Raw genomic sequence first — 23278 nt, 5'->3', positions numbered from 1 at the left:
CTCGGATGTCCGAATTGATGCGGAGGCTGCCCGTCTGCACTGTGGCGTGCGCTACAAAAACCGTGATCCGTTTGAGGATTGAAAGCGGCGCCGCATAGCGTCAAGCAGGCTGTTCGTCGTGCAGTGCGCCGCATCCGCGGCACCGGACAGTCATCGCCGAGTCCCCGTACGGCGCGAGCCAGGGGAGCCGGGGACCCACTTTGTGCAGTCCCTGGGGTGAATCGGACGCCCGCGCGTGAGCGAGGGGGTCCGTAGGAGACCTTCCTGCTCCGAACCCGTCAGCTAACCCGGTAGGCGAGAAGGAAGGAAAGGACCGCCCAACTTCATGGCGTTCACCTGCGCCACCGGGAAGCACCGTCGCCCCAGCCGGATGCAGCGCACCAGCGCTCGCGCGGCAGGCGTCGCGGCGCTCACCACCACCGGTGTCATGGCCACTGTCGCCTCCTCCCCGGCCTTCGCCGCGGAACCCACCCCTGAGCAGACCGGGCTGATCCCCGTCGTCACCGCCGGCGAGTCCGTCGTCGAGGAGATCGACGACCAGGTCGTCGCGCAGAAGCAGGCCGCCTTCGAGGAGGCCGCACGCGAGGCTGCGGCCAAGAAGGCGGTGGAGGAGCGCGAGGCACGCGTGCGTGCCGCCCGCGAGGCCGAGCGCAAGCGCCTCAACACCTTCGTGCTGCCGATCAGCGGCTCCTACGTGTCCACCGGCTACCAGGCCAGCAGCTCCCTGTGGTCCTCCGGCAGCCACACCGGCGTCGACTTCCACGCCGCCAGCGGCACCACGGTGCACGCGGTGGGCCTGGGCACCGTCGTGGAGGCCGGCTGGGGCGGGGCGTACGGCAACCAGGTCGTCATCAAGATGAACGACGGCACGTACACCCAGTACGGTCACCTGTCGTCCATCGGTGTCTCGGTGGGCCAGCAGGTCACCCCGGGGCAGCAGATCGGCCTGTCCGGCGCGACCGGCAACGTCACCGGTGCGCACCTGCACTTCGAGGCGCGCACGACGGCGGAGTACGGCTCGGACATGGACCCGGTCGCCTACCTCCGCGCGCACGGCGTGAGCATCTGACGACGTACGGCGACAGATCGTCCAGCCCCGGCCCCCACGGCCGGGGCTTTCGCCGTTTTCGGGACCGTACTGTCCAAAAAATATCCCTGGATTCCGGCCCGCCGTCGGAAATTCCGCCTCATTGCAATAGAGTCACGGAACACACGTCAATCGTCGACGTTTCACGGGGATTAAGGCGGAGGTCGGTCATGCGTATTCCGGCGCATTCGGTGTGCACGGCGATCCGGGACGACATCGTCGCGGGTGTCTACGAGCGCGGCAGCCGCCTCACCGAGGAACTCCTCGCCCGCCGCTACGGCGTTTCCCGCGTCCCCGTCCGGGAGGCGCTGCGCACGCTGGAGGCCGAGGGCTTCGTCGTGACGCGCCGGCACGCGGGCGCGTGCGTGGCGGAGCCGACCGAGCACGAGGCGGCCGACCTGCTGGAGATGCGGATGCTCCTGGAGCCGCTCGGCGCCGCCCGGGCCGCCCAGCGGCGCACGGAGGCCCATCTGAAGGTGCTGCGCGGACTGGTCCGGCTGGGCCAGGAGCGGGCCCGGCGGGGCAACAGCGAGGATCTGCGCTCCCTGGGCGGCTGGTTCCACGAGACGCTCGCCCAGGCCTCCGGAAGCCACGCCCTGACCTCGATGCTCACCCAGCTCCGGCACAAGATCGCCTGGATGTACGCGGTGGACGCGCCGGCCGATCCGGTCGAGTCCTGGGCCGAGCACGGCGCGATCGTGGACGCGGTGGCGCGCGGCGACGGCGAGCGCGCGCGGTCGGTGACGGCGCTGCACACCGAGCGCGCGACGGCCGCGCACCGGCTGCGCTTTTCCAACGGGACCGAGCGCGCCGACCGTGTGAGGACTTCGCAACCTCCCGTAAACATGACGGGTCTGCGGCATTAACACGAGGGCCGTATACAAAGAAGTGGTATTTGGCGGAGCTGTATTTCCGCTGCCTTTTCATGCGCGCTGCCGATAATTCCGGTGACGCGCTCTTCGTATGCCCGGGGCCGGGTTTCCGGGTATGCCGCCGGTAATTCCCTCGACAGTTCGGTGAAAGTGCGGGGGAGCCGGCGCGGAGGTCCGCCGGGAAGCGCGAAGCCGCGCCGCCCCGGAGGGCGACGCGGCTCGGCGTGTGACGCGAACGGAACTCAGACGGTCTCGGGGAGCTCCTCGAGGCCCTCGGCGACCAGCTTGGCGAGCCGGTCGAGGGCGGCGTCCGCACCCTCGGCGTCGGAGGCGAGGACGATCTCCTCGCCTCCCTGGGCGCCGAGGCCGAGGACGGCCAGCATGGAGGCCGCGTTGACGGGGTTGCCGTCGGCCTTGGCGATCGTCACGGGGACGCCTGCGGCCGTGGCGGCTCGGACGAAGATGGAAGCGGGGCGGGCGTGGAGGCCCTCGGCCCAGCCGACGTTGACGCGGCGCTCAGCCATGTGTTGCTGCCCTTCGGTTCTCAGGTTGTCTAGACCAGTGTTCCACACGTGAAGCACGGGAGGAACGGGTCATGTGTCCCGTTCCTCGTGCGGTCGCCGGATCGCGGCCTCGATCCGACTCCGTCCCCACAGACTGCCTCGCGCCGTTGTCGTACGCGAGCCGTACTCTGGGCCCCATGCAGAGCGCCTCGGACCGGCACGAGTACCCCGCCCACTGGGAGGCCGACGTGGTGCTGCGCGACGGCGGCACCGCGCGCATCCGCCCCATCACCGTTGATGACGCCGAGCGCCTGGTCAGCTTCTACGAGCAGGTGTCGGACGAGTCGAAGTACTACCGCTTCTTCGCGCCCTACCCGCGGCTGTCCGCAAAGGACGTCCACCGCTTCACGCACCACGACTTTGTGGACAGGGTGGGTCTCGCGGCCACGGTGGGCGGCGAGTTCATCGCAACCGTACGCTATGACCGCATTGGTGCCGACGGCATGGCCGCCTCCGCGCCCGCCGACGAGGCCGAGGTCGCCTTCCTCGTGCAGGACGCCCACCAGGGCCGCGGGGTCGCCTCCGCCCTGCTCGAACACATCGCGGCCGTCGCGCGCGAGCGCGACATCCGCCGGTTCGCCGCCGAGGTGCTCCCCGCCAACACCAAGATGATCAAGGTGTTCACGGACGCCGGCTACACCCAGAAGCGCAGCTTCGAGGACGGCGTCGTCCGCCTGGAGTTCGACCTCGAACCCACCGAACGCTCCCTGGCCGTACAGCGCGCGCGGGAACAGCGCGCCGAGGCCCACTCCGTACGGCGTCTGCTGGTGCCCGGCTCCGTCGCCGTCGTCGGCACCGGCCGCACCCCCGGCGGCGTGGGCCGCAGCGTCCTCGGCAACCTGCTGGAGGCAGGCTTCACCGGCCGCCTCTACGCCGTCAACAAGGCGTTCCCCGAGGACCTGAAGCACCTCGACGGCGTGCCCGCCCACCGCTCCGTGCGCGAGATCGAGGAGCCCGTCGACCTCGTGGTGGTCGCCGTCCCCGCCGAGCACGTGCCCGAGGTCGTCACCGAGTGCGGCGAACACGGTGTCCAGGGACTCGTCGTCCTCTCCGCCGGATACGCCGAGAGCGGCCCCGACGGCCGCGAGCGCCAGCGCGCACTCGTCCGCCACGCGCGCGCGTACGGCATGCGGATCATCGGCCCCAACGCCTTCGGCCTGGTCAACACCTCCCCGCAGGTGCGGCTCAACGCCTCCCTCGCACCCGAGATGCCCCGGCCGGGCCGGATCGGTCTGTTCGCCCAGTCCGGTGCCATCGGCATCGCCCTCCTCTCCCGTCTGCACCGGCGCGGCGGCGGGGTCACCGGCGACACCGGCGTCTCCACCTTCATCTCCTCGGGCAACCGCGCGGACGTCTCCGGCAACGATGTCCTCCAATACTGGTACGACGACCCCGACACCGATGTCGCCCTGATGTACCTGGAGTCCATCGGCAACCCGCGCAAGTTCACCCGCCTCGCACGGCGCACGGCCGCCGCGAAGCCGCTGGTGGTCGTCCAGGGCGCCGGCTCCGCCCCGCAGGGACACGCCATCCGCGCGACCCGGCTCCCGCACGCGACGGTCTCCGCGCTGCTGCGCCAGGCCGGCGTGATCCGCGTCGACACCATCACCGAACTGGTCGACGCGGGCCTGCTGCTGGCCCGTCAGCCACTGCCGACCGGGCCCCGGGTGGCCATCCTGGGCAACTCCGAGTCCCTGGGGCTGCTGACGTACGACGCGTGCCTCTCCGAGGGACTGCGGCCGCTGCCGCCGCTGGACCTCACCACGGAGGCCTCGGCGGAGGACTTCCACGCGGCGCTCACGCGGGCGCTGACCGACGAGACGTGCGACGCGGTCGTGGTGACGGCGATACCCGCGATCGGCGAGGCGTCCCCCGGCGACGCGGAACTGGCCGAGGCACTGCGCTCCGCCGCGGCCGCGGCCCCCGCCAAGCCGGTCCTCGTCGTCCACGTGGAACTCGGCGGCCTCGCCGCGGCCCTCTCCGCCGCGACCAGCACCGCGCCCCGCACCGAAGCGGCCACGCGCGCGCGTGCCGCCGCGGCGGCAGCAGGCCAGCAGCCGCCCGCCGCCGTCGAGGCACCCGAGGGCACCCACCTCATCCCGGCCTACCCCGCCGCCGAACGCGCCGTGCGCGCCCTCGCCGAAGCCGTGAAGTACGGCCAGTGGCGACGCGAGGCCGCCGACCCCGGCAAGGTCCCCGAGTACGAGGACATCGACGAGAAGGGCGCCGCCCGGCTCATCGACGGGCTCCTCGCGCGCGGACAGGGCCTCACCCTGGGCACCGAGGAGACGTGCGAGCTCCTCGGCCGCTACGGCATCCGCACCCGCCGCGCGATCCCGGCGCCCACCCCCGACGAAGCCGCGCGGGCCGCCGCCGCCCTCGGCTACCCCGTCGCCCTCAAGGCCACCGCCCCGCACCTGCGTCATCGCGCCGACCTCGGCGGCGTCCGCCTCGACCTCGCCGACGAGGAGCAACTGCGACGGTCGTACGCCGAGTTGACCGAGCTGTTCGGACAGCCGGAGCAGCTGCGCCCGGTCGTCCAGGCGATGGCCCCGCGGGGGGTCGACACGGTCGTCCGCGCGGTCATCGACCCGGCGGCCGGGGCCGTGCTGTCGTTCGGGCTCGCCGGGGCCGCCTCCCAGCTGCTCGGCGACATGGCGCACCGCCTGGTTCCGGTCACCGACCGCGACGCCACGTCCCTCGTCCGCTCCATCCGCACCGCCCCCCTGCTGTTCGGCTGGCGCGGCTCGACCCCCGTCGACACCCCCGCCCTGGAGGAGCTGCTGCTGCGCGTCTCGCGGCTGGTCGACGACCACCCCGAGGTCGTCGCCGTCACCCTGGAACCGGTCGTCGTCGCCCCGCACGGCCTGAGCGTGCTGAGCGCCTCGGTCCGCCTCGCCCCGCCACCCGCGCGCGACGACCTCGGTCCCCGGACCCTGCCGACGTACTGACCGGGCGGACACGGAGCGTCGCCACGGCCTCCTCGCGCCCGCCGTGGGCGCGGCCTCCCGCCGGGTGAGGGGAGACCGGTCCCTGTCGCATCTGCCGGGGTTGCCCTCGACTGGCCCGGACCGCCCTTACCCACGGATTAGGATGGACGGCATGGCCAAGACCAGTACGACGACCCAGGGGCTGCGCGCGGCGATCGAGCGCAGCGGCTACTACCCGGCCCTCGTGGCCGAGGCGGTGGAAGCCGCTGTGGGCGGCGAGCCCATCAAGTCGTACCTGGTCCACCAGGAGACCACGTTCGACCAGAACGAGGTCCGCAGGCATGTGACCGTGCTGGTCCTCACCGGCAACCGCTTCATCGTCAGCCACACCGACGAGCAGGCCGCCGACACCACGTCCCCGACGCCTTACGCCACCACGTCCACGGAGTCCGTGAAGCTCGGCCGGATCTCGTCGGTCGTGGTCAGCCGGGTGGTCGCCAACCCCGAGTCGTACACGCCGGGCACCCTGCCGCGCGAGGTGGTGCTGACCATCGGCTGGGGCGCCGTCTCCCGCATCGACCTGGAGCCGGCCGCCTGCGGCGACCCCAACTGTGACGCCGACCACGGCTACACGGGCAGCTCGACGGCGGACGACCTCAGCCTGCGCGTCAGCGAGGCGGGCGACGGCCCGGAGACGGTGCGCCAGGCGCTCGCCTTCGCGCAGTGCCTCTCCGAGGCCACAGCGGACCTGACCCGTTGATGGCACAGCCCGTCTGGGACCACCCGGAACCCCTGCCCGTCGCCTCCGCCCCGGTCCCCGAGTACGGCACCGGCTCGCTCGCCGACCTGCTGCCCACCCTGGCCGCCGGCATGGGCGTACCCGGCATGACCGCGGCGATCCCGGAGCTGGCTCCGGCCGACCGCAACTGCGTCTTCCTGATCGACGGCCTCGGCTGGGAACAGATCAAGGACCACCGGGACGAAGCGCCCTATCTGCACGCGCTCCTCGGCAGCTCCCGCGGCGGCACCGGACGTCCGCTCACCGCCGGCTACCCGGCGACCACCGCGACCTCCCTGGCCTCCGTCGGCACCGGCCTCCCGCCGGGCGCCCACGGCCTGCCCGGCTACACCGTGCGCAACCCGGCGACCGACGCCCTGATGAACCAGCTCCGCTGGCAGCCGTGGACGGAACCCGGCTCCTGGCAGCCGTACCCCACCGTCTTCCAGCTCGCCCACAAGGCGGGCGTGCACGCCGCCCAGGTGTCGTCCCCCACGTTCCAGAACACTCCGCTGACCAAGGTCGCGCTCAGCGGCGGAACGTTCCACGGGCGGCTGACCGGCGAGGAGCGCATGGACCTCGCCGCCGAACAGCTCGCCGCCGGCGACCGCTCCCTGGTCTACACGTACTACGCCGAGCTGGACGGCGCCGGCCACCGCTACGGCGTGGCCTCCGACACCTGGCGCGGCCAGCTCATGTACGTCGACCGGCTCGTCCAGCGCCTCGCCGAGCAGCTGCCGCCGCGCAGCGCGCTCTACGTCACCGCCGACCACGGCATGGTCGACGTACCCTTCGACGAGGAGCACCGCATCGACTTCGACGCGGACTGGGAGCTGCGCGCCGGGGTCGCCCTGCTGGGCGGCGAGGGCCGCGCCCGCCACGTCTACGCCGTACCGGGTGCCCAGGACGACGTCCTGACCTGCTGGCGCGAGGTGCTCGGCGAGCAGTTCTGGGTGGCCTCGCGGGACGAGGCGATCGCCGCGGGCTGGTTCGGGCCCCGGATCGACGAGCGGGTGTACGGCCGGCTCGGCGATGTGATCGCGGCCGCCCGTGACGACGTCCTGCTCATCGCCTCCGAGCGGGAGCCCAAGGAGTCGGCGATGGTCGGCAACCACGGTTCCATGACCCCCGCCGAGCAGTTCGTCCCGCTGCTCGAAGTACGCTCCTGACGCTCCGCACGCCCCTTCTCCACCGAAAGGTGCTCAACTCCCCATGCCCGAGCTGGTGTTCTTCTCCGGAACCATGGACTGCGGGAAGTCGACGCTGGCTCTCCAGATCGAGCACAACCGTTCCGCGCGCGGCCTCCAGGGCATGATCTTCACCCGCGACGACCGCGCGGGCCAGGGCAAGCTCTCCTCCCGCCTCGGCCTGGTCACGGACGCCGTCGAGGTCGAGGACGGCCAGGACCTGTACGCCTACCTCGTCGACCACCTCTCGCAGGGCGGCCGCGCGGACTACGTGATCGCGGACGAGGCGCAGTTTCTCGCCGAGGAGCAGATCGACCAGCTCGCGCGCGTGGTGGACGACCTCGGTATGGACGTCTACGCCTTCGGCATCACCACCGACTTCCGATCCAAGCTGTTCCCCGGCTCCCAGCGCCTCGTCGAACTCGCCGACCGGGTCGAGGTCCTCCAGGTCGAGGCCCTGTGCTGGTGCGGCGCCCGCGCCACGCACAACGCCCGCACGGTGGGCGGCGTCATGGTCGTCGAGGGCGCGCAGGTCGTGGTCGGCGACGTCGACCAGGCCGACACCATCGGCTACGAGGTCCTGTGCCGGCTGCATCACCGACGCCGGATGACGGCCGCCTCGGCCCGCGCGGCGGCCCTGTCGCCGGACGTGCTGCCGGTGCAGCAGGTCTGACAGCCTCGGCGGGGCCGCTCGCCGGCTCCGGTGAGGTGCCTCAGCGCGGCCCCTGGATCAGCGCGAAGCGGGCTCCCTCCGGGTCGGCGACGGTCGCCACGCGCCCGTGCGCGCTGTCGTGCGCCGGCGCGAGGACCCGCCCGCCGAGGCCGGTGACGAGGGTGAGCGCGGCGTCCGTGTCGGCGACCTCGAAGTACGTCATCCAGTGCGGCCCCCGGTCCCGGGGCAGGGCGTTGCCGACGCCGTGGATGCCGGCCACCGGGCGCCCGGCCAGGTGCAGGGTGACGTAGTCGAAGTCGGGGGAGACCACCGCCTCCCGCTCGTAGCCGAAGACCGTCTCGTAGAACTTGGTGACCCCGGCGGTCTCGAAGGTCAGCAGTTCGTTCCAGGCGGGCGTGCCGGGGACGCCGGTGACGTCCGTGCCGAGATGGGCCGCCGCCTGCCAGACACCGAAGACGGCGCCCGCGGGGTCCGAGCCGATCGCCAGGCGGCCGGCGTCCGCGGCGTCCAGCGGGCCGACCCCGATCGTGCCGCCGCACAGGCGCACCGTCTCGGCGGTGGAATCCACGTCGTCCGAGGCGAGGTACGGCGTCCAGGCCACCGGAAGATGCCGGTCCGGCGGCAACTGACCGATCCCGGCCACCTCACGGCCGTCGAGCAGGGCCCGCACATAGGGGCCGAGCTGCTCCGGACCGGGTTGGAACTCCCAGCCGAACAGCTCGCGGTAGAAGTCCTGGGTCGCCGTCAACCCGTGCACCATCAGACTCACCCAGCAGGGTGTGCCGGGCGCGTACCGGGCGTGCGCCGCACCGCCCGGGCCGGCCGGTCCACGTGCCTCGGTCATCGTCACCTTCTCCTCGGCCCTGGTGGTGGCCGTTTCGCTTCCGCCCTCGAAGGATGCCTGATGGGGGTTCTCATCGGTTGACGCGCGGTTGTCGCCGTATGTCGATCGCCTGTACGGCATGTGCTCGAACCCGTACGCCTCGTGATCGAGGCTGTCCGGCCGAGCAGAGTAGCCGGACATGGACGTGGGGGCCACCCCGTGCGCGAGGATGGGGGCCATGAACGCCATCATCTCCGCAACCGAACTCGCGAGCGACCTGGCGGGAGAGCGCCCGCCGGTCGTCCTCGACGTCCGCTGGCAGCTCAGCGTGGCCAAGGCGGCGGGTCAGCCGCCGTTCGACGGCCGGGCCGCCTACGAGGCCGGGCACGTGCCCGGAGCGGTCTACGTCGACCTGGACCAAGAACTCGCGGGCGCGGCCGGAGCCGCCGGCCGCCATCCGCTGCCCGACCTCGCGGAGTTCGGCGCCGCGATGCGCCGCGCGGGCGTCTCGGCGGCCCGCCCGGTGGTCGTGTACGACGGCGGACAGGGCTGGGCGGCGGCCCGCGCGTGGTGGCTGCTGCGCTGGGCGGGTCACCCGGACGTGCGGGTCCTGGACGGCGGGCTGCCGCAGTGGCCGGGGGACCTCTCGGTGGACGTCCCCGCGCGCGTGGAGGGCGACTTCGAGCCCGCCCCGGGCGCCGCGGGTCTGCTCGACGCGGACGGCGCCGCCGCGCTGGCCCGCTCCGGGGTGCTGTTCGACGCGCGCGCGGGGGAGCGGTACCGGGGCGAGGTCGAGCCGATCGACCGGGTGGGCGGCCACATCCCGGGCGCCGTCTCCGCGCCCACGAACGAGAACGTGGGCCCGGACGGCCGTTTCCTGCCCGTGGAGGAGCTGCACGACCGCTTCAAGGCGCTGGGGGCCTTTGCCGGCGCCGAGGTGGGCGTGTACTGCGGGTCGGGCGTCTCCGGCGCCCACGAGGTGCTGGCGCTGGCCGTGGCGGGCGTTCCGGCGGCCCTGTACGTGGGCTCCTGGTCGGAGTGGTCCTCCGACCCGTCCCGGCCGGTCGCCGTGGGCCCGGATCCGCAGTGACCTTTGTCGCACGCGCTACGTACGGGAGGGCTGCACCGAACAGGTGCGGCCCTCCCGTACGTATGAAGCGGTGTGCGAACCGTTGTCCGTGGAACCACGGGCGCCCGCGGCGAAGCGGCCGGCGCCGGCTCACCGCTGCCGTGCGGCCGCTTACTCCTGTTTCTTGCGCCGGGTCCCGAACACGATCTCGTCCCAGCTCGGCACCGCGGCCCGGCGGCCCGGACGGACACCGTCCGCCTCGGCCTGACGGTCGGTGGCGCCGATCAGCCGGTCGCGGTGGCTGCCGACGGAGCGCGGCATGAGGACGTCCGCGTAGGCGGAACCCGCGGACGCGGCGGGAGCCGGGGGCTCCTCGGTCTCGGGCTGCTGCTCCTCGGGTTCCTCGGGGGCCTCGGCCGGAAGCTCCGGGACCACCATGTCGCCCCGGAAGCTCGGCACCGCCTCCAGCAGGCTGGTCAGCGAGTCCCGCTCGCGCTCCTGGATGCTCTCCTCGGGCGGCTCGGACGGCTGGGCGGGCAGGCTCGGCCGTTCCAGCGCGCGGTCCATCGAGCGGTCGCGCGGCAGCCGGGCGATCCGCGGGACGAACGGAAAGCTGGGCTCCGGTGCGGCGAGGTCGTCGGACTCGCCGATCAGCGAGCGCGCTTCCTCGTCGACGGCCTGGACGAGCCGCCGGGGCGGGTCGTACGTCCAGCTCGCCGAGTGCGGTTCGCCCGCGACCCGGTAGACCAGCAGGACCTCCCAGGTGCCGTCGTCGCGGCGCCAGGAGTCCCACTGGACGGTGTCCTTCTCGGCGCCGCGCAGCAGCAGTCGCTCCTGGACGGCCTCACCCAGCTGGGGGCCCGCGGCGTTCTCACCGGGCCGGCGGACGGGCGTCTTGCGGGCCCGCTCGGCCATGAAGGCACGCTCGGCGAGCACGGGACCCTCGAACCGGCGTACGCGGTCGACGGGGATGCCCGCCATCTGCGCGACCTCTTCCGCGGTCGCGCCGGCACGTATACGTGCCTGGATGTCACGGGGGCGGAGATGGCTCTCCACCTCGATCTCGATCTGGCCGAGACGCGGACGGTCGCCGCGGACTGCGGCGCGCAGACGCTCATCGATCGGAAGCGTGTACTCCGTGCTGTCCGCAGCCTTCAGCACCAGCCGTGTGCCGTCATTCGAGACGGCCACGACACGCAGTTCGGGCATGGGGACCTCCCGGGTGGTGCCTGCCGACGTCACGTGCGTCGCTGCTTCCGCTAGTCGAGTGTGGCCTGCCCGGGTGCAGCCTGCCACAACCTTGCCGAGTTGCCCGGCGTGTCGGGCACAGGCCCTGGATCGCCGTTATGGCACGGTTACCTTTTCGCCACGCTAAGTCACCAACGCCGTCACCCTGTGCAACTAGCCCCTCCCGGCGGTCCAGCATGGCCCCGGACACCCCGAAGGGAGGCCGGGCCCAGGGCTCGCAACAGTACTCCATTTGGGCCACGTGCGTGGATTGGCACGCCGCCCAACTTCTGGCAAGAAGTGGGACTTGGCCGCTGTGAAGCGGTTTCCGCGATCTTGAACGTGGCGCAATTCACGCAATCTCCGGCATCGCCCGGAGTATCCGCTACGCCCCCAACACCCTCCGCAGGTAGTCGTTCTGGAACAGGCGGTCGGGATCCAGCCGGTCCCGCAGCGCGGTGAACTCGCCGAAGCGCGGGTACACCCGGGCGAGGTACTCGGCGTCCCGCGTGTTCACCTTGCCCCAGTGCGGCCGGCCCTCGTGCGCGGTGAAGATGCGCTCGGCGGCGGTGAAGTACGCCTGGTACGGCGTGCCCTTGACCATGTGGACGGCGACGTACGCGCTGTCGCGACCGGAGGCGGTGGACAGCGTGATGTCGTCGGCCGGCGCGGTGCGCACCTCCACGGGGAAGCTGATCCGCAGGCCCGACCGCTCGACGGTCGTCCTCAGCTCGCGCAGCACCTCGGTGACGGCCGCGCGCGGGACGGCGTACTCCATCTCCACGAAGCGCACCCGGCGCGGGGACGTGAAGACGCGGTACGGGATGTCGGTGTAGGTGCGCGCGGAGAGGGCCTTGCTGGAGAGCCGGGCGATCGAGGGGATCGCCGCGGGCGCCGCGCGGCCGACCCACTGGGCCACCTGGAAGACGCCGTTGGAGAGGAACTCGTCCTCGATCCAGCCCGGGACCTGGCCCACCGGCTTGGCCGGGCCCGCGCTGCGATTGTTGCGCTTGGTGTTGGTGCTGCCGGTGTGCGGGAACCAGTAGAACTCGAAGTGCTCGTTCTCGGCCCAGAGTTCGTCGAAGTCGGCGAGCACCCGGTCGAACGGCATCGGCTCCTCGCGCGCGGTGAGCAGGAAGAGGGGCTCGACGGCGAAGGTGATCGCGGTGACGATCCCCAGGGCGCCGAGACCGATCCGGGCGGCCGCGAAGACCTCCGGGTTCTCCTTCTCGGAACAGGTGAGCACAGAGCCGTCGGCGGTGACCAGTTCCAGGCCCTTGATCTGCGCGGCGATCGACGCGGACTCGCGGCCGGTGCCGTGCGTGCCGGTGCTGGTGGCCCCCGACACCGTCTGCTCCATGATGTCGCCCATGTTGGTGAGCGACAGACCCTCGCGCGCGAGCGCGAGGTTGAGTCTCTTGAGCGGGGTGCCGGCCTCCACCGTGACGGTCATGTCGTCGCGATCGATCCCGCGGATCCCGGTCAACAGCTGAGGACGGATCAGCACACCGTCCGTGGCGGCGATCGAGGTGAAGGAGTGGCCGGTGCCGACCGCCTTCACCTTCAGCCCGTCCTCGGCGGCCCGGCGCACGGCCTCGGCCAGTTCGTCGACGGAGGCGGGCGTGACCTCCCGCGCGGGACGGGCGGTCACATTGCCGCCCCAGTTACGCCACGTGCCGTTCTTCCCGCTCGCTGTGCTGCTCAACGGTGCCTCCCCGACCCGGCGCCGGCCTGGTGAGCCGGCGGTACCCCAGGAAACCGACCGCGACCGCGACGGCCCCGGACACGGCCGGAACCCCGTACCCGGCCTGCGCACCGGCCGTGTCGATGACCCAGCCGGCGATGGAGGAGCCGAGCGCCACCCCGACCGCGAGCCCGGTGCTGATCCAGGTCATGCCCTCGGTCAGTTGTGCGCGTGGTACGTGCTCTTCGATGAGGGACATCGTGGTGATCATCGTGGGAGCGATGGCCAGACCCGCAACGAACAGCGCCACGGCCAGGAACGGCAAGTTTCCGACCAGTAGGAGGGGGATCATACTCACGGCCATCATGAACACGCCCAGCAGCCAGCGCCTTTCCGGTGGCCCCTGGGGGCGCAGCAGCCCGAACACGAGTCCGGCGGCGCAGGAGCCGGCCGCGTACAGCGCCAGCACGACGCTCGCGGCGCCCTTGTGGCCCTGCTCCTCGGCGAAGGCCACGGTGACCACGTCGACCGCCCCGAAGATCGTCCCGGTCGCCACGAAGGTCGCCACCAGGACCTGGAGGCCGGGGGAGCGCAGCGCGCTGCCGGCGCCGCGCTGCTCGCGCGGGTGCGGCGTGGGCTCGGTGGCCCGCTGGGCGGTCAGCCAGAAGACGCCCACCGCGAGGAAGCAGGCCGCGAGCAGCGGTCCCGCCTCCGGGAACCAGACGGTGGACAGCCCGATCGAGATGATCGGGCCGAAGATGAAGCACACCTCGTCCACCACGGACTCGAACGAGTACGCGGTGTGCAGCTTCGGGGTGCCCCGGTACAGGGCCGCCCAGCGGGCCCGGACCATCGCCCCGAGGCTCGGCACCGCCCCGATGCCCGCGGAGCACACGAACAGCACCCAGTCCGGCCATCTGAAGTGCGCGGCCAGCAGCAGCCCGGCCGCCGCCGTCAGCGCGACCAGCGTCGCGGGGCGCAGCACCCTGCGCTGTCCGTGCTGGTCCACCAGCCGGGATATCTGCGGTCCGACGAGCGCGGCCGACAGGGCGATGGTGGCCGACAGGGCGCCCGCGAGGCCGTAGCGCCCGGTGAGCTGGGAGACCATCGTGACCACGCCGATGCCCATCATCGACAGCGGCATCCGGCCGAGGAACCCCGCGGCGGCGAAGCCCTTGCTGCCGGGGGCGGCGAACAGGGCGCGGTACGGGCTGGGCACGGCGGTCTCCGGGGGGCCGGTCACGCGCGCGTGCGGCTCTGCGCGGCATGAGGGTGGGGCTCGTCAGGTGGCTCGTAGGGGCTGGTGGGGCTCGTGGGGGCCCGATCACGCTCGGTAAGGCGTAAACGTGCCCCATACAGCTTACGAAGTTAGGCAACCCTAACGCACCACGCGCACACCGTCCGACGCAGGCGCAGGCAGGCATCGGCGCAGGGGTCGGCCACGCATCGGCGCAGGCGTCGGCCCCGGCGGGCCCGCTCGCCGGTCCTCCGCCGGACCGCGCCCCGCCCACCCCGCCGTTTCCCGGCTGTCGGCGCCGGGTGGCAGGATCGACTCATGCCAGACGCGCTCGATGCCACCCCCTACGACGCCCTGCTCCTGCTCTCCTTCGGCGGCCCCGAAGGCCCGGAGGACGTGGTCCCGTTCCTGGAGAACGTGACGCGAGGGCGCGGCATCCCCAAGGAACGCCTCAAGGAAGTCGGGCAGCACTACTTCCTGTTCGGCGGGGTCAGCCCCATCAACGACCAGAACCGCGCCCTGCTGGACGCCCTGCGCAAGGACTTCGCCGACCACGGCCTGGACCTGCCGATCCACTGGGGCAACCGCAACTGGGCCCCGTACCTCACGGACACCCTGCGCGAGATGGTCGCCGACGGGCACCGCCGCATCCTCGTCCTCGCCACCAGCGCCTACGCCTCGTACTCGGGCTGCCGCCAGTACCGCGAGAACCTCGCCGACTCGCTGGCCGCCCTGGAGGCCGAGGGGCTGCCGCTGCCGAGGATCGACAAGCTGCGGCACTACTTCAACCACCCGGGCTTCCTGGAACCCATGATCGACGGCGTCGTCGAGGCCCTCGCGGACCTCCCCGAGGACGTCCGCGACGGTGCCCACCTCGCCTTCACCACCCACTCGATCCCGGACGCCTCGGCGGACACCTCCGGCCCCGTCGAGGACCACGGCGACGGCGGCGCGTACATGCGGCAGCACCTGGACGTCGCGCGGCTGATCGCCGAGGCCGTCCGTGAGCGCACCGGCGTCGACCACCCCTGGCAGCTCGTCTACCAGTCCCGCTCCGGCGCCCCGCACATCCCGTGGCTCGAGCCCGACATCTGCGACCACCTGGAGGAGCGGCACGCGGCCGGCGTCCCGGCGGTCGTGATGGCGCCCATCGGCTTCGTCTCCGACCACATGGAGGTCCTCTACGACCTCGACACGGAGGCGAAGGCCAAGGCGCGGGAGCTGGGCCTGCCGGTGCGCCGCTCGGCCACCGTCGGCGCCGACCCGCGCTTCGCCGCCGCCGTCCGCGACCTCGTCCTGGAGCGCGCCGCCGCCGAGGGCGGGCGGCCGGTCACCCCGTGCGCCCTGGGCGCGCTCGGCGCGAGCCACGACCTCTGCCCCGTCGGCTGCTGCCCCGCCCGGGCGCCCCGGCCCGCCGCCGCGGGCGCCGACAGCCCCTACGCGTGAGGAACCCCGTGACCGACCCCCTCCACACCGACCTGCTGGCCCTCGCCCTGGAGGCCGCCCGCCGGGCCGGCGAGCTGCTGCGGGACGGCCGCCCGGCCGACCTCGCGGTCGCCGCCACCAAGTCGAGCCCCATCGACGTGGTGACCGAGATGGACATCGCGGCCGAGAAGCTGATCACCGGCCTGATCTCCGAGCACCGTCCCGACGACGGCTTCCTCGGCGAGGAGGGCGCCTCCAGCGAGGGCAGCAGCGGCGTCCGCTGGGTGATCGACCCGCTCGACGGCACGGTCAACTACCTCTACGGGCTGCCCACCTGGGCCGTCTCCATCGCGGCGGAGCAGGACGGCGAGACCGTCGTCGGCGTCGTCGAGATCCCGATGCGCGGCGAGACGTACCGGGCGGTGCGCGGCGGCGGGGCCCACGCGACCGCCGCCCGCACGGGTGAGCGGAGACTGGCCTGCCGTCCGCCGGCCCCCCTCGACCAGTCCCTGGTCTCCACCGGCTTCAACTACGTCGCCGAGGTCCGTGCCCACCAGGCCGACGTCGCGCAGCGGCTGATCCCGCTCCTGCGGGACATCCGGCGCAGCGGCTCCGCCGCCGTCGACCTGTGCGACGTGGCGGCCGGCCGGCTCGACGGCTACTACGAGCGCGGGCTGCACCCCTGGGACCTCGCGGCGGGCGACCTCATCGCCCGGGAAGCGGGCGCGCTGACCGGTGGACGCCCCGGAGAGCGCCCGGCACACGATCTGGCGATCGCCGCCACCCCGGCCGTCTTCGAGCCCCTCCAGCGGCTCCTGGAGGACTTCGGCGCCTGGCACGACTGACCGTCCGCACGGCACACGCGAAGGGGCCCCGGCGCTGGATTCGCCGGGGCCCCTCCGTCGTGCGTGACGAACCGCTCAGACGCTTGTCGCGCCGACCTCCACACCGTGTTCGGCGGCGAGGCGGCGCAGGTCGTCGAGCTCTGCCTGCTCCACCTCGGCGAGGAAGTCGTCGCCCTCGTCACGAGCCCTGGTCAGATCGGACTCGGTCGCCCTTATGCGCTGCAGAAGTCCTGCGGTGAATGCGTCCATGCTGCGCCCCCTCGTCCTTGGGTCGTGGGTCGGTGGCACGGGGGTGTGCCGGTTGGGAAGGGGCGATCACGTCTCCGGCAGATGCCCGGCGCGCTGCCCTGCCGGGCGGCCACGGTGCCGGACACCCACGCCCGCTCTGCGGAAAGCGGACCGCGGCGTACCACATGGTGGTGTGGCACATGCAGAGCGTGATCGCGGGGTGTAAAGCCGTCCTCCCCCCGCTCCCTTCCACGGAAACCTCAACCGCACGAGAAAATCTCGCATTCCCGGGCCTCACACCCGTCGTTCATGCCGCCCTCACCCGTCTTACCGCCGACTTATGGCCGAAAAGGGCAGGATGGGACGCACACACTCACCAGGCCCCCCGCCCGCGTGCGCTCACGGAGCGCCATGCGGGTGTGGACACAGGAAGGACAAGCGACGTGCGCGTACTCGTCGTCGAGGACGAGCAGCTGCTCGCCGATGCGGTGGCCACCGGACTGCGCCGGGAGGCCATGGCCGTCGACGTCGTGTACGACGGTGCGGCCGCCCTGGAGCGCATCGGCGTCAACGACTACGACGTGGTCGTCCTCGACCGCGACCTCCCGCTCGTGCACGGCGACGACGTCTGCCGCAAGATCGTCGAACTCGGTATGCCCACACGCGTGCTGATGCTCACGGCGTCGGGCGATGTCAGCGACCGTGTGGAGGGCCTGGAGATCGGCGCCGACGACTACCTCCCGAAGCCCTTCGCCTTCAGCGAGCTGATCGCACGCGTGCGTGCCCTCGGCCGGCGCACCAGCGTGCCGCTGCCGCCCGTCCTGGAGCGGGCCGGCATCAAGCTCGACCCCAACCGCCGCGAGGTCTTCCGCGACGGCAAGGAGGTCCAGCTCGCGCCGAAGGAGTTCGCCGTCCTGGAGGTGCTGATGCGCAGCGAGGGCGCCGTCGTCTCCGCGGAGCAGCTTCTGGAGAAGGCGTGGGACGAGAACACCGATCCGTTCACCAACGTCGTGCGCGTGACCGTGATGACCCTCCGCCGCAAGCTGGGCGAACCTCCGGTGATCGTCACGGTGCCCGGCTCCGGCTACCGGATCTGATCCCCGTGGCAGCGACGCCCGCGCCTCCCCAGGCGCCACCGAAGCCCACCTGGGACCCCCGGAGGCCGCAGCCCAACCTCCCCTGGCTCCGCCCGACCATCCGGATACGCCTCACGCTGCTGTACGGCGGCATGTTCCTGATCGCGGGCATCCTGCTGCTGTCGATCATCTACCTGCTCGCCGCACAGGCCATCAGCACGGGCAACCAGCCGCCGTTCAAGATCGTGAACCTGGGCGTCAGCGACGAGATCAAGGTCTCCAGCGCCGACTGCCCCGCGGTCAACCACGCGAACGCCACCAGCCTCACGCTCACCCAGTTCAACACCGCGATCAGCGCCTGCATCGACCACCAGCGCCAGGTCGCCCTGGACAACCTGCTCAGCCGCTCCCTGCTGGCCCTGCTCGGCCTCGCGGTGATCGCCTTCGCCTTCGGCTACGCGATGGCCGGACGGGTCCTGTCCCCGCTCGGCCGGATCACCCGCACCGCGCGCGCGGTGGCGGGCTCGGACCTGTCCCGCCGTATCGAGCTGGACGGCCCGGACGACGAGCTGAAGGAGCTGGCCGACACCTTCGACGACATGCTGGAGCGCCTCCAGCGGGCCTTCACGGCCCAGCAGCGCTTCGTCGGCAACGCCTCGCACGAGCTGCGGACACCGCTGGCGATCAACCGCACGCTGCTCGAGGTGCATCTCTCCGACCCGGGCGCGCCCATGGAGCTCCAGCAGCTCGGCAAGACCCTGCTGGCCACCAACGAGCGCAGCGAGCAGCTCGTGGAGGGCCTGCTGCTGCTCGCCCGCAGCGACAACCAGATAGTCGAGCGCAAGCCGGTCGACCTCGCCGAGGTCGCCGAGCAGGCCGTCGACCAGGTGCACGCCGAGGCGGAGGCCAAGGGCGTGACGATCCGCGGCGAGCAGAAGCCGGCGGTCGTCCAGGGCAACGGCGTCCTGCTGGAGCGCATCGCCCTGAACCTGGTGCAGAACGCGGTGCGCTACAACGTGCCGGAGGGCGGCTGGGTCGAGGTCACCACCGAGATCCAGCACGGCCAGGCGGTCCTGGTCGTGTCCAACACGGGACCGGTCGTGCCGGCGTACGAGATCGACAACCTCTTCGAGCCCTTCAGGCGGCTGCGTACCGAGCGCACGGGGAGCGACAAGGGGGTCGGGCTCGGGCTGTCCATCGTGCGGTCCGTGGCCCGGGCGCACGGCGGGCACATCGCGGCCACGCCGCGTGAGGGAGGAGGCCTCGTGATGCGGGTCACCCTGCCCGTCTGAGACCATGTCGCCGACACACGCGGGGATGTTCGCTTTGCGCGGAATTTTCAGGGCTCGCCCCTGACACCCCCGTGTGTGATCGATCACAAGGGCGAATTTCCGGCCATCTACTCTCCGTGATCATGGAGCCGTCGGAAGGCCCGGAAAATCCGGGTTTTCGGGGGTCCTCATCACGGGAAGTACACGGTGAGACGCCTTTGAAGTGCGGCAACGGGACCGTGTACGGTCCCGATCGCCATCCAAGCCGATCACTCTTGAGGAGTCCGGTTGGGTGTCGATTGAGTAACAGACCTTGATGTGAGGCAAAATCTCCGCCTCGAGGCGGGCACAAGTCCGGCCTCTCACGCGTTACGTGCGCTGGAGACACCGCAGACACCCAGAGGGGGAGAGGCGAAATGGCAACCGATTACGACACCCCACGCAAGACCGATGACGATGTCGACTCAGACAGCCTTGAGGAGCTGAAGGCCAGGCGGAACGACAAGTCCGCCTCGGCGGTCGACGTCGATGAATTCGAGGCGGCGGAGGGCCTTGAACTGCCCGGCGCCGACCTCTCCAACGAGGAGTTGGCGGTCCGTGTACTGCCGAAGCAGCAGGACGAGTTCACCTGCATGAGCTGCTTCCTGGTACATCACCGCAGCCAGCTGGCCCGCGAGAAGAACGGTCAGCCGATCTGCCGCGACTGCGACTGAGGAGGGGTCGGCCGTGACTGGCTCGACCCCCTCCCGGAAGCGCCGTTTCCCCCTTCGGGGAGCGGACAAAGGGTCCTCACAAGGCCCTCACGGCGTGCGTGACGACGAGCGAGGCTCATCCGGCCAGGGAGTGATCCCTGCGGGATCGGCCTCGCTCGGAACGGCGAGTGACCGGGCTGACCTCCCGGTACCGAGCCAGGAAGCCGCGCCCGTCGCCAGGCGACGGGGCGCGGCGATCCGCGACAGGGCCGCAGGCCTGGCCCGGGAAAGCGTCCGCAAGGGCGGTGACCGTGCCAGGGCGGGCCTGGCGTATCTCACCGACCGCATCATCGAGATCGCCCCCAGGATCCCCGTAAGGGACCTTCAGACGCTCCGCAGGCAGTTCCCGGGGCTGGGACCCGAGGAGCTCGCCGACAGGCTCGTGGCGGGCGCGGCGAACGCCACGTCCACCGTCGGGGCCGGCATCGGGGCGGCCGCGATGCTTCCCGTGCCGCCCGCGATGCCCACCGAACTGGCCGCGGAGATCACCGGCGTGGCCGCGATCGAGCTGAAGCTGATCGCCGAACTGCACGAGGTGTACGGCGTACGGCCGCCCGGCAACCTCAAGGACCGCAGCACCGCGTATCTGCGCTCCTGGTCGGGCGAACGCGGCATCGACCCGCTGAAGCCGTCCTCGATCAACACCGCGCTCGGCGGCCAGATGCGGCGCGAGCTGCGCCAGCAGATCATGAAGCGCATGGTCCGCGACCTGCCGAACCTGATGCCGTTCCTGGTGGGCGCCGCCGTCGGCGCGCTCATGAACCGGCGGGACACCAAGAAGCTGGCCGGGAAGGTCCGCACCGACCTGCGCAAGGCGCAGGTGCCGTGGGACGCGCTGCCGGAACTGCCGCGCCTGGAGAAGCCCTCGGACGTGCTGGACATGTCAGAGCTCCCCGGAAATCCCAGGGAGCTCGGGTACTGACGCGTTCGGGCGGGCGAGGTCCCGGCGCCGCGAAGGCTTCGCGCGGCGCGGGGAGGAGCCCTGCCGCGGTGCCTAGGCCGCGGCCTCCCGCGCGGCCACCAGGGCTTGCGCCAGCCGCTCCGGCTCGCGCGTCGACAGGTACAGGTACGGCGTCGGGTCCTGCGGGTCGGTGACCTGCACCCGCAGTGCCGTCGGGATGTAGGAGCGCAGCAACAGGAACGCGCGCGTGTCGGCCTTGTAGGTGCGCCAGGCGCGGGCCTCGTCCGCGTCCATGATCTCCGCCTCGCCCAGCGCGGCGACCGGGATCTTCGCCTCGCCCGCGATCAGCGAGTCGCCCACGACCCGGATCCGGACCGAGCCGTAGGAACTGGCCACGACCGCCGCGGCTGCCGTACCGCCGACCAGCCCGCCCAGAAGCGGAAGGGTGCCGAACGGCAGCAGGATCAGGGCGAAGGAGACGCCCACGAGGAACGAGATCAGCCACCACGAGCGGGGGGCGGTGAGACGTTCTTCGTACGGGGTGGCGGAGGGCTGCATGGAGCCAAGCTTGGCACGGTGTCCGGATATGGCGGACGCGCGGGTAAGGTCTGCGGCTGTGAGTGGTACTTCCGCAGCTCTTCAGCCTCCGGCCGACGCCGAGAAACCCGTTCGGCACCCCGATGCTCCCGCGCCCGGTGAGCTTCTCGGTGCCCACTACGAACAGTGTTTCGGATGCGGTGGCGGGCAGTCGCACGGGCTGCATCTGGCGGCGCGGGCCGGCGAGGGGGTGACCGTCACCGCCGCGTTCACCGTGCAGCCCGCCCACCAGGGGGCGCCGGGGCTCGCCCACGGCGGTGTGCTGGCCACCGCGCTCGACGAGACGCTCGGCTCGCTGAACTGGCTGCTGCGGACGATCGCCGTGACCGGACGCCTGGAGACGGACTTCGTCCGTCCGGTGCCCGTCGGTACCGTGCTGTACCTGGAGGCGGAGGTGACGGCGGTGTCGCGGCGGAAGATCTACTCGACCGCCACCGGCCGGATCGGCGGTCCCGACGGCCCCGTCGCCGTCCGTGCCGACGCCCTCTTCATCGAGGTCGCCGTGGAGCATTTCGTGCACCACGGCCGCGAGGAGGAGATCAAGGCCGCCATGAACGACCCGGACCAGGTCCGGCGTACCCGTGCCTTCGAGGTGAACCCGTGAGCCCCGCTCCGCTGGACGTCATGATCCGACGAGTCGACCCCGACGTACCGCTTCCGGCGTACGAGCATCCCGGGGACGCGGGGGCCGATCTGCGTACCACCGAGGCCTGCGAACTGGCGCCCGGGGAGCGGGCGGTGCTGCCCACCGGGGTGTCCATCGCGCTGCCCGAGGGGTACGCGGCCTTCGTGCACCCGCGGTCGGGGCTGGCCGCCCGGTGCGGAGTCGCGCTCGTGAATGCCCCGGGGACGGTTGATGCCGGGTACCGTGGGGAGATCAAGGTGATCGTGGTGAATCTCGACCCGCGCGAGTCCGTGCGGTTCGAGCGCTTCGACCGGATTGCCCAACTGGTCGTCCAGCAGGTCGAGAGGGTCCGCTTCCAGGAGGTGGCGGAGCTTCCCGAATCGGCACGGGCCGCGGGGGGCTTCGGGTCCACCGGCGGGCATGCCGCGGTGGGCGGTGCAAGCGGTCAGGCCGCCGTGGGCGGCAGTGTGGGTGGGTATCGATACGCTTCGGTCGTATCCGACCGGGAAGGACAGTGACGTGTTCGGACGTCGCAAGAAGAAGGGTGCCGCCGAGGACGCGGCCGGCGAGGCCGAGCAGGTCGTCGACAGTGTCGACACTGAGGCGGACGAAGAGGTAACCGGCGAGCGCGAGCGCGTCCGGCTCGAGCCGGAGCCGCGGCCCGACGGGCCGTGGGACGGTTCCGAGGTCCGCGACCCGGCCGAGGGCCGGGTGGACCTGGGCGGTCTGTTCGTGCCGGGGGTCGACGGCATGGAGCTTCGGGTCGAGGTCGCGGGTGACGCGATCGTCGCCGCCACCGTCGTGCTGCGCGACAGCGCCATCCAGCTCCAGGCCTTTGCCGCGCCCAAGCGCGAGGGCATCTGGGGCGAGGTGCGCGAGGAGATCGGCTCCGGCATCACTCAGCAGGGCGGCATCATCGACGAGGTCGAGGGTCCGCTGGGCTGGGAGCTGCGGGCCCAGGTGCCGGTGCAGCTGCCGGACGGCACGGGTGGCTTCCACGTCGTGCGGTTCGTCGGTGTGGACGGGCCCCGCTGGTTCCTGCGCGGTGTGATCTCGGGCCAGGGCGCGGTGCAGCCGCAGGCCGCCGGGCTGCTCGAGCAGATCTTCCGGGACACGGTCGTGGTCCGCGGCGAGGGCCCGATGGCGCCCCGCGACCCGATCGTCCTCAAGCTGCCGAACGACGCGCAGATGGTGCCCGAGGGCGTCCAGCAGCAGGAGGAGGGCTCGCGCTTCTCCGGCGGCATGGGCCAGCTCCAGCGCGGACCGGAGATCACCGAGGTCCGCTGACCGTAGGGCAGTCGTACGACTGAAGGGCCGCACCCCGCTCCGGGGTGCGGCCCTTCGTCATGCCCTTCGTCATGCCCTTCGTCGTGCTCCTTGCCGTGTCCCGTGGCTGCCGTCCTCGCGCGGACCCTTGACGGTCAATTG

The 23278-nt window shown here is 71.9% G+C and carries 23 protein-coding genes and 1 riboswitch; of the genes, 16 read left to right on the top strand and 7 right to left on the bottom strand.

The annotated features are described in order from the left end of the window. The first annotated feature begins 144 nt into the window (after window positions 1–144). Window positions 145–311: riboswitch (cyclic di-AMP (ydaO/yuaA leader) on the top strand. A gap of 14 nt (window positions 312–325) precedes the next feature. Together IE275_RS29500 and IE275_RS29495 are read left to right on the top strand one after the other, a co-directional pair. Then, window positions 326–1069, top strand: coding sequence for a M23 family metallopeptidase (locus tag IE275_RS29500; RefSeq protein ID WP_189714673.1), 744 nt, complete (start codon window positions 326–328; stop codon window positions 1067–1069). A 188-nt stretch (window positions 1070–1257) separates the two neighbouring features. After that, window positions 1258–1953, top strand: coding sequence for a GntR family transcriptional regulator (locus IE275_RS29495; RefSeq protein WP_189714671.1), 696 nt, complete (start codon window positions 1258–1260; stop codon window positions 1951–1953). Window positions 1954–2201: 248 nt separating this feature from the next. Here IE275_RS29495 and IE275_RS29490 read toward each other — a convergent pair whose 3' ends face one another. Continuing rightward, window positions 2202–2483, bottom strand: coding sequence for an HPr family phosphocarrier protein (locus IE275_RS29490; RefSeq protein ID WP_030021209.1), 282 nt, complete (start codon window positions 2481–2483; stop codon window positions 2202–2204). Window positions 2484–2659: 176 nt separating this feature from the next. Here IE275_RS29490 and IE275_RS29485 point away from each other — a divergent pair, with 176 nt between their 5' ends. The 4 genes from IE275_RS29485 to IE275_RS29470 all read left to right on the top strand — a co-directional run bounded on the left by IE275_RS29485 (window position 2660) and on the right by IE275_RS29470 (window position 8090). Next, complete coding sequence (locus tag IE275_RS29485) at window positions 2660–5473, top strand: bifunctional acetate--CoA ligase family protein/GNAT family N-acetyltransferase (protein WP_189714669.1); 2814 nt, start codon at window positions 2660–2662, stop codon at window positions 5471–5473. A 142-nt stretch (window positions 5474–5615) separates the two neighbouring features. After that, window positions 5616–6212, top strand: a complete 597-nt coding sequence (locus IE275_RS29480) for a DUF5998 family protein (protein ID WP_189714667.1) — start codon at window positions 5616–5618, stop codon at window positions 6210–6212. Further along, a complete protein-coding gene (locus tag IE275_RS29475; protein WP_189714665.1) occupies window positions 6212–7399 on the top strand; it encodes an alkaline phosphatase family protein in 1188 nt (395 codons plus the stop codon). Before IE275_RS29480 ends, IE275_RS29475 begins: the two co-directional genes overlap by 1 nt. A 43-nt stretch (window positions 7400–7442) precedes the next feature. After that, window positions 7443–8090 carry a thymidine kinase gene (locus IE275_RS29470; RefSeq protein WP_189714663.1) on the top strand — a complete coding sequence of 216 codons (648 nt, stop codon included), beginning with the start codon at window positions 7443–7445 and terminating at the stop codon, window positions 8088–8090. Window positions 8091–8130: 40 nt separating this feature from the next. Here the strand turns inward: IE275_RS29470 and IE275_RS29465 are convergent, their stop codons facing one another. Beyond that, window positions 8131–8934 (bottom strand): VOC family protein, encoded by an 804-nt coding sequence (locus IE275_RS29465; RefSeq protein WP_189714660.1) that lies wholly within the window; start codon window positions 8932–8934, stop codon window positions 8131–8133. A gap of 217 nt (window positions 8935–9151) precedes the next feature. On the opposite strand from IE275_RS29465, the gene IE275_RS29460 reads away from it, so the two are divergent. Beyond that, window positions 9152–10003, top strand: a complete 852-nt coding sequence (locus IE275_RS29460; protein ID WP_189714658.1) for a sulfurtransferase — start codon at window positions 9152–9154, stop codon at window positions 10001–10003. Between the two features lie 150 nt (window positions 10004–10153). On the opposite strand, the gene sepH is transcribed toward IE275_RS29460, so the two are convergent. The 3 genes from sepH to IE275_RS29445 form a co-directional block, all read right to left on the bottom strand. After that, a complete protein-coding gene (gene sepH / locus IE275_RS29455) occupies window positions 10154–11191 on the bottom strand; it encodes a septation protein SepH (RefSeq protein ID WP_189714656.1) in 1038 nt (345 codons plus the stop codon). 403 nt (window positions 11192–11594) lie between these two features. Then, window positions 11595–12914, bottom strand: coding sequence for a D-arabinono-1,4-lactone oxidase (locus tag IE275_RS29450; protein WP_189714654.1), 1320 nt, complete (start codon window positions 12912–12914; stop codon window positions 11595–11597). Beyond that, on the bottom strand, window positions 12874–14112 hold the full coding sequence (locus IE275_RS29445) for an MFS transporter (protein WP_189714652.1): 1239 nt from the start codon (window positions 14110–14112) through the stop codon (window positions 12874–12876). Before IE275_RS29445 ends, IE275_RS29450 begins: the two co-directional genes overlap by 41 nt. Before the next feature lie 336 nt (window positions 14113–14448). On the opposite strand from IE275_RS29445, the gene IE275_RS29440 reads away from it, so the two are divergent. Beyond that, complete coding sequence (locus IE275_RS29440) at window positions 14449–15576, top strand: ferrochelatase (protein WP_189714650.1); 1128 nt, start codon at window positions 14449–14451, stop codon at window positions 15574–15576. Between the two features lie 8 nt (window positions 15577–15584). After that, the gene (locus IE275_RS29435) at window positions 15585–16400 is read left to right on the top strand and encodes an inositol monophosphatase family protein (protein ID WP_189714648.1); all 816 of its coding nucleotides are present in this window, start codon (window positions 15585–15587) and stop codon (window positions 16398–16400) included. A gap of 75 nt (window positions 16401–16475) precedes the next feature. Here the strand turns inward: IE275_RS29435 and IE275_RS29430 are convergent, their stop codons facing one another. Next, the gene (locus tag IE275_RS29430) at window positions 16476–16649 is read right to left on the bottom strand and encodes a hypothetical protein (protein ID WP_177244520.1); all 174 of its coding nucleotides are present in this window, start codon (window positions 16647–16649) and stop codon (window positions 16476–16478) included. 422 nt (window positions 16650–17071) lie between these two features. Between IE275_RS29430 and IE275_RS29425 the strand changes: the two genes are divergently transcribed. The 4 genes from IE275_RS29425 to IE275_RS29410 all read left to right on the top strand — a co-directional run bounded on the left by IE275_RS29425 (window position 17072) and on the right by IE275_RS29410 (window position 20649). Continuing rightward, window positions 17072–17725 carry a response regulator transcription factor gene (locus IE275_RS29425; RefSeq protein WP_003993508.1) on the top strand — a complete coding sequence of 218 codons (654 nt, stop codon included), beginning with the start codon at window positions 17072–17074 and terminating at the stop codon, window positions 17723–17725. Between the two features lie 5 nt (window positions 17726–17730). Beyond that, window positions 17731–18996, top strand: a complete 1266-nt coding sequence (locus IE275_RS29420) for a sensor histidine kinase (protein WP_189714646.1) — start codon at window positions 17731–17733, stop codon at window positions 18994–18996. A gap of 395 nt (window positions 18997–19391) precedes the next feature. Continuing rightward, window positions 19392–19688 (top strand): DUF4193 domain-containing protein, encoded by a 297-nt coding sequence (locus tag IE275_RS29415; protein WP_003993510.1) that lies wholly within the window; start codon window positions 19392–19394, stop codon window positions 19686–19688. Window positions 19689–19701: 13 nt separating this feature from the next. Beyond that, on the top strand, window positions 19702–20649 hold the full coding sequence (locus IE275_RS29410; RefSeq protein ID WP_189714644.1) for a hypothetical protein: 948 nt from the start codon (window positions 19702–19704) through the stop codon (window positions 20647–20649). A gap of 72 nt (window positions 20650–20721) precedes the next feature. Here the strand turns inward: IE275_RS29410 and IE275_RS29405 are convergent, their stop codons facing one another. After that, window positions 20722–21186 (bottom strand): DUF3093 domain-containing protein, encoded by a 465-nt coding sequence (locus IE275_RS29405; protein WP_189714642.1) that lies wholly within the window; start codon window positions 21184–21186, stop codon window positions 20722–20724. Window positions 21187–21244: 58 nt separating this feature from the next. Here IE275_RS29405 and IE275_RS29400 point away from each other — a divergent pair, with 58 nt between their 5' ends. Genes IE275_RS29400 through IE275_RS29390 form a run of 3 tightly spaced genes read left to right on the top strand, consistent with a single transcriptional unit; the run spans window position 21245 to window position 23137 of the window. Continuing rightward, the gene (locus IE275_RS29400) at window positions 21245–21829 is read left to right on the top strand and encodes a PaaI family thioesterase (protein WP_189714640.1); all 585 of its coding nucleotides are present in this window, start codon (window positions 21245–21247) and stop codon (window positions 21827–21829) included. Then, a complete protein-coding gene (gene dut / locus IE275_RS29395; protein ID WP_189714637.1) occupies window positions 21826–22368 on the top strand; it encodes a dUTP diphosphatase in 543 nt (180 codons plus the stop codon). The genes IE275_RS29400 and dut overlap by 4 nt, the downstream gene beginning before the upstream one ends. Window position 22369: 1 nt before the next feature. Then, window positions 22370–23137 carry a DUF3710 domain-containing protein gene (locus IE275_RS29390; protein ID WP_189714635.1) on the top strand — a complete coding sequence of 256 codons (768 nt, stop codon included), beginning with the start codon at window positions 22370–22372 and terminating at the stop codon, window positions 23135–23137. Window positions 23138–23278 lie beyond the last annotated feature (141 nt).

The organism is Streptomyces phaeofaciens (assembly GCF_014648915.1).
Lineage (GTDB): Bacteria > Actinomycetota > Actinomycetes > Streptomycetales > Streptomycetaceae > Streptomyces > Streptomyces phaeofaciens.
This window is presented reverse-complemented; position numbering and strand designations above follow the sequence as displayed.

Coding starts and splice junctions, on each gene's coding strand:
- IE275_RS29460 (WP_189714658.1), top strand. CDS start 9,152: ATGAACGCCATCATCTCCGCAACCGAACTCGCGAGCGACCTGGCGGGA.
- IE275_RS29500 (WP_189714673.1), top strand. CDS start 326: ATGGCGTTCACCTGCGCCACCGGGAAGCACCGTCGCCCCAGCCGGATG.
- IE275_RS29430 (WP_177244520.1), bottom strand. CDS start 16,649: ATGGACGCATTCACCGCAGGACTTCTGCAGCGCATAAGGGCGACCGAG.
- sepH (WP_189714656.1), bottom strand. CDS start 11,191: ATGCCCGAACTGCGTGTCGTGGCCGTCTCGAATGACGGCACACGGCTG.
- IE275_RS29475 (WP_189714665.1), top strand. CDS start 6,212: ATGGCACAGCCCGTCTGGGACCACCCGGAACCCCTGCCCGTCGCCTCC.
- IE275_RS29405 (WP_189714642.1), bottom strand. CDS start 21,186: ATGCAGCCCTCCGCCACCCCGTACGAAGAACGTCTCACCGCCCCCCGC.
- IE275_RS29480 (WP_189714667.1), top strand. CDS start 5,616: ATGGACGGCATGGCCAAGACCAGTACGACGACCCAGGGGCTGCGCGCG.
- IE275_RS29485 (WP_189714669.1), top strand. CDS start 2,660: ATGCAGAGCGCCTCGGACCGGCACGAGTACCCCGCCCACTGGGAGGCC.
- IE275_RS29490 (WP_030021209.1), bottom strand. CDS start 2,483: ATGGCTGAGCGCCGCGTCAACGTCGGCTGGGCCGAGGGCCTCCACGCC.
- IE275_RS29470 (WP_189714663.1), top strand. CDS start 7,443: ATGCCCGAGCTGGTGTTCTTCTCCGGAACCATGGACTGCGGGAAGTCG.
- IE275_RS29440 (WP_189714650.1), top strand. CDS start 14,449: ATGCCAGACGCGCTCGATGCCACCCCCTACGACGCCCTGCTCCTGCTC.
- IE275_RS29415 (WP_003993510.1), top strand. CDS start 19,392: ATGGCAACCGATTACGACACCCCACGCAAGACCGATGACGATGTCGAC.
- IE275_RS29465 (WP_189714660.1), bottom strand. CDS start 8,934: ATGACCGAGGCACGTGGACCGGCCGGCCCGGGCGGTGCGGCGCACGCC.
- IE275_RS29495 (WP_189714671.1), top strand. CDS start 1,258: ATGCGTATTCCGGCGCATTCGGTGTGCACGGCGATCCGGGACGACATC.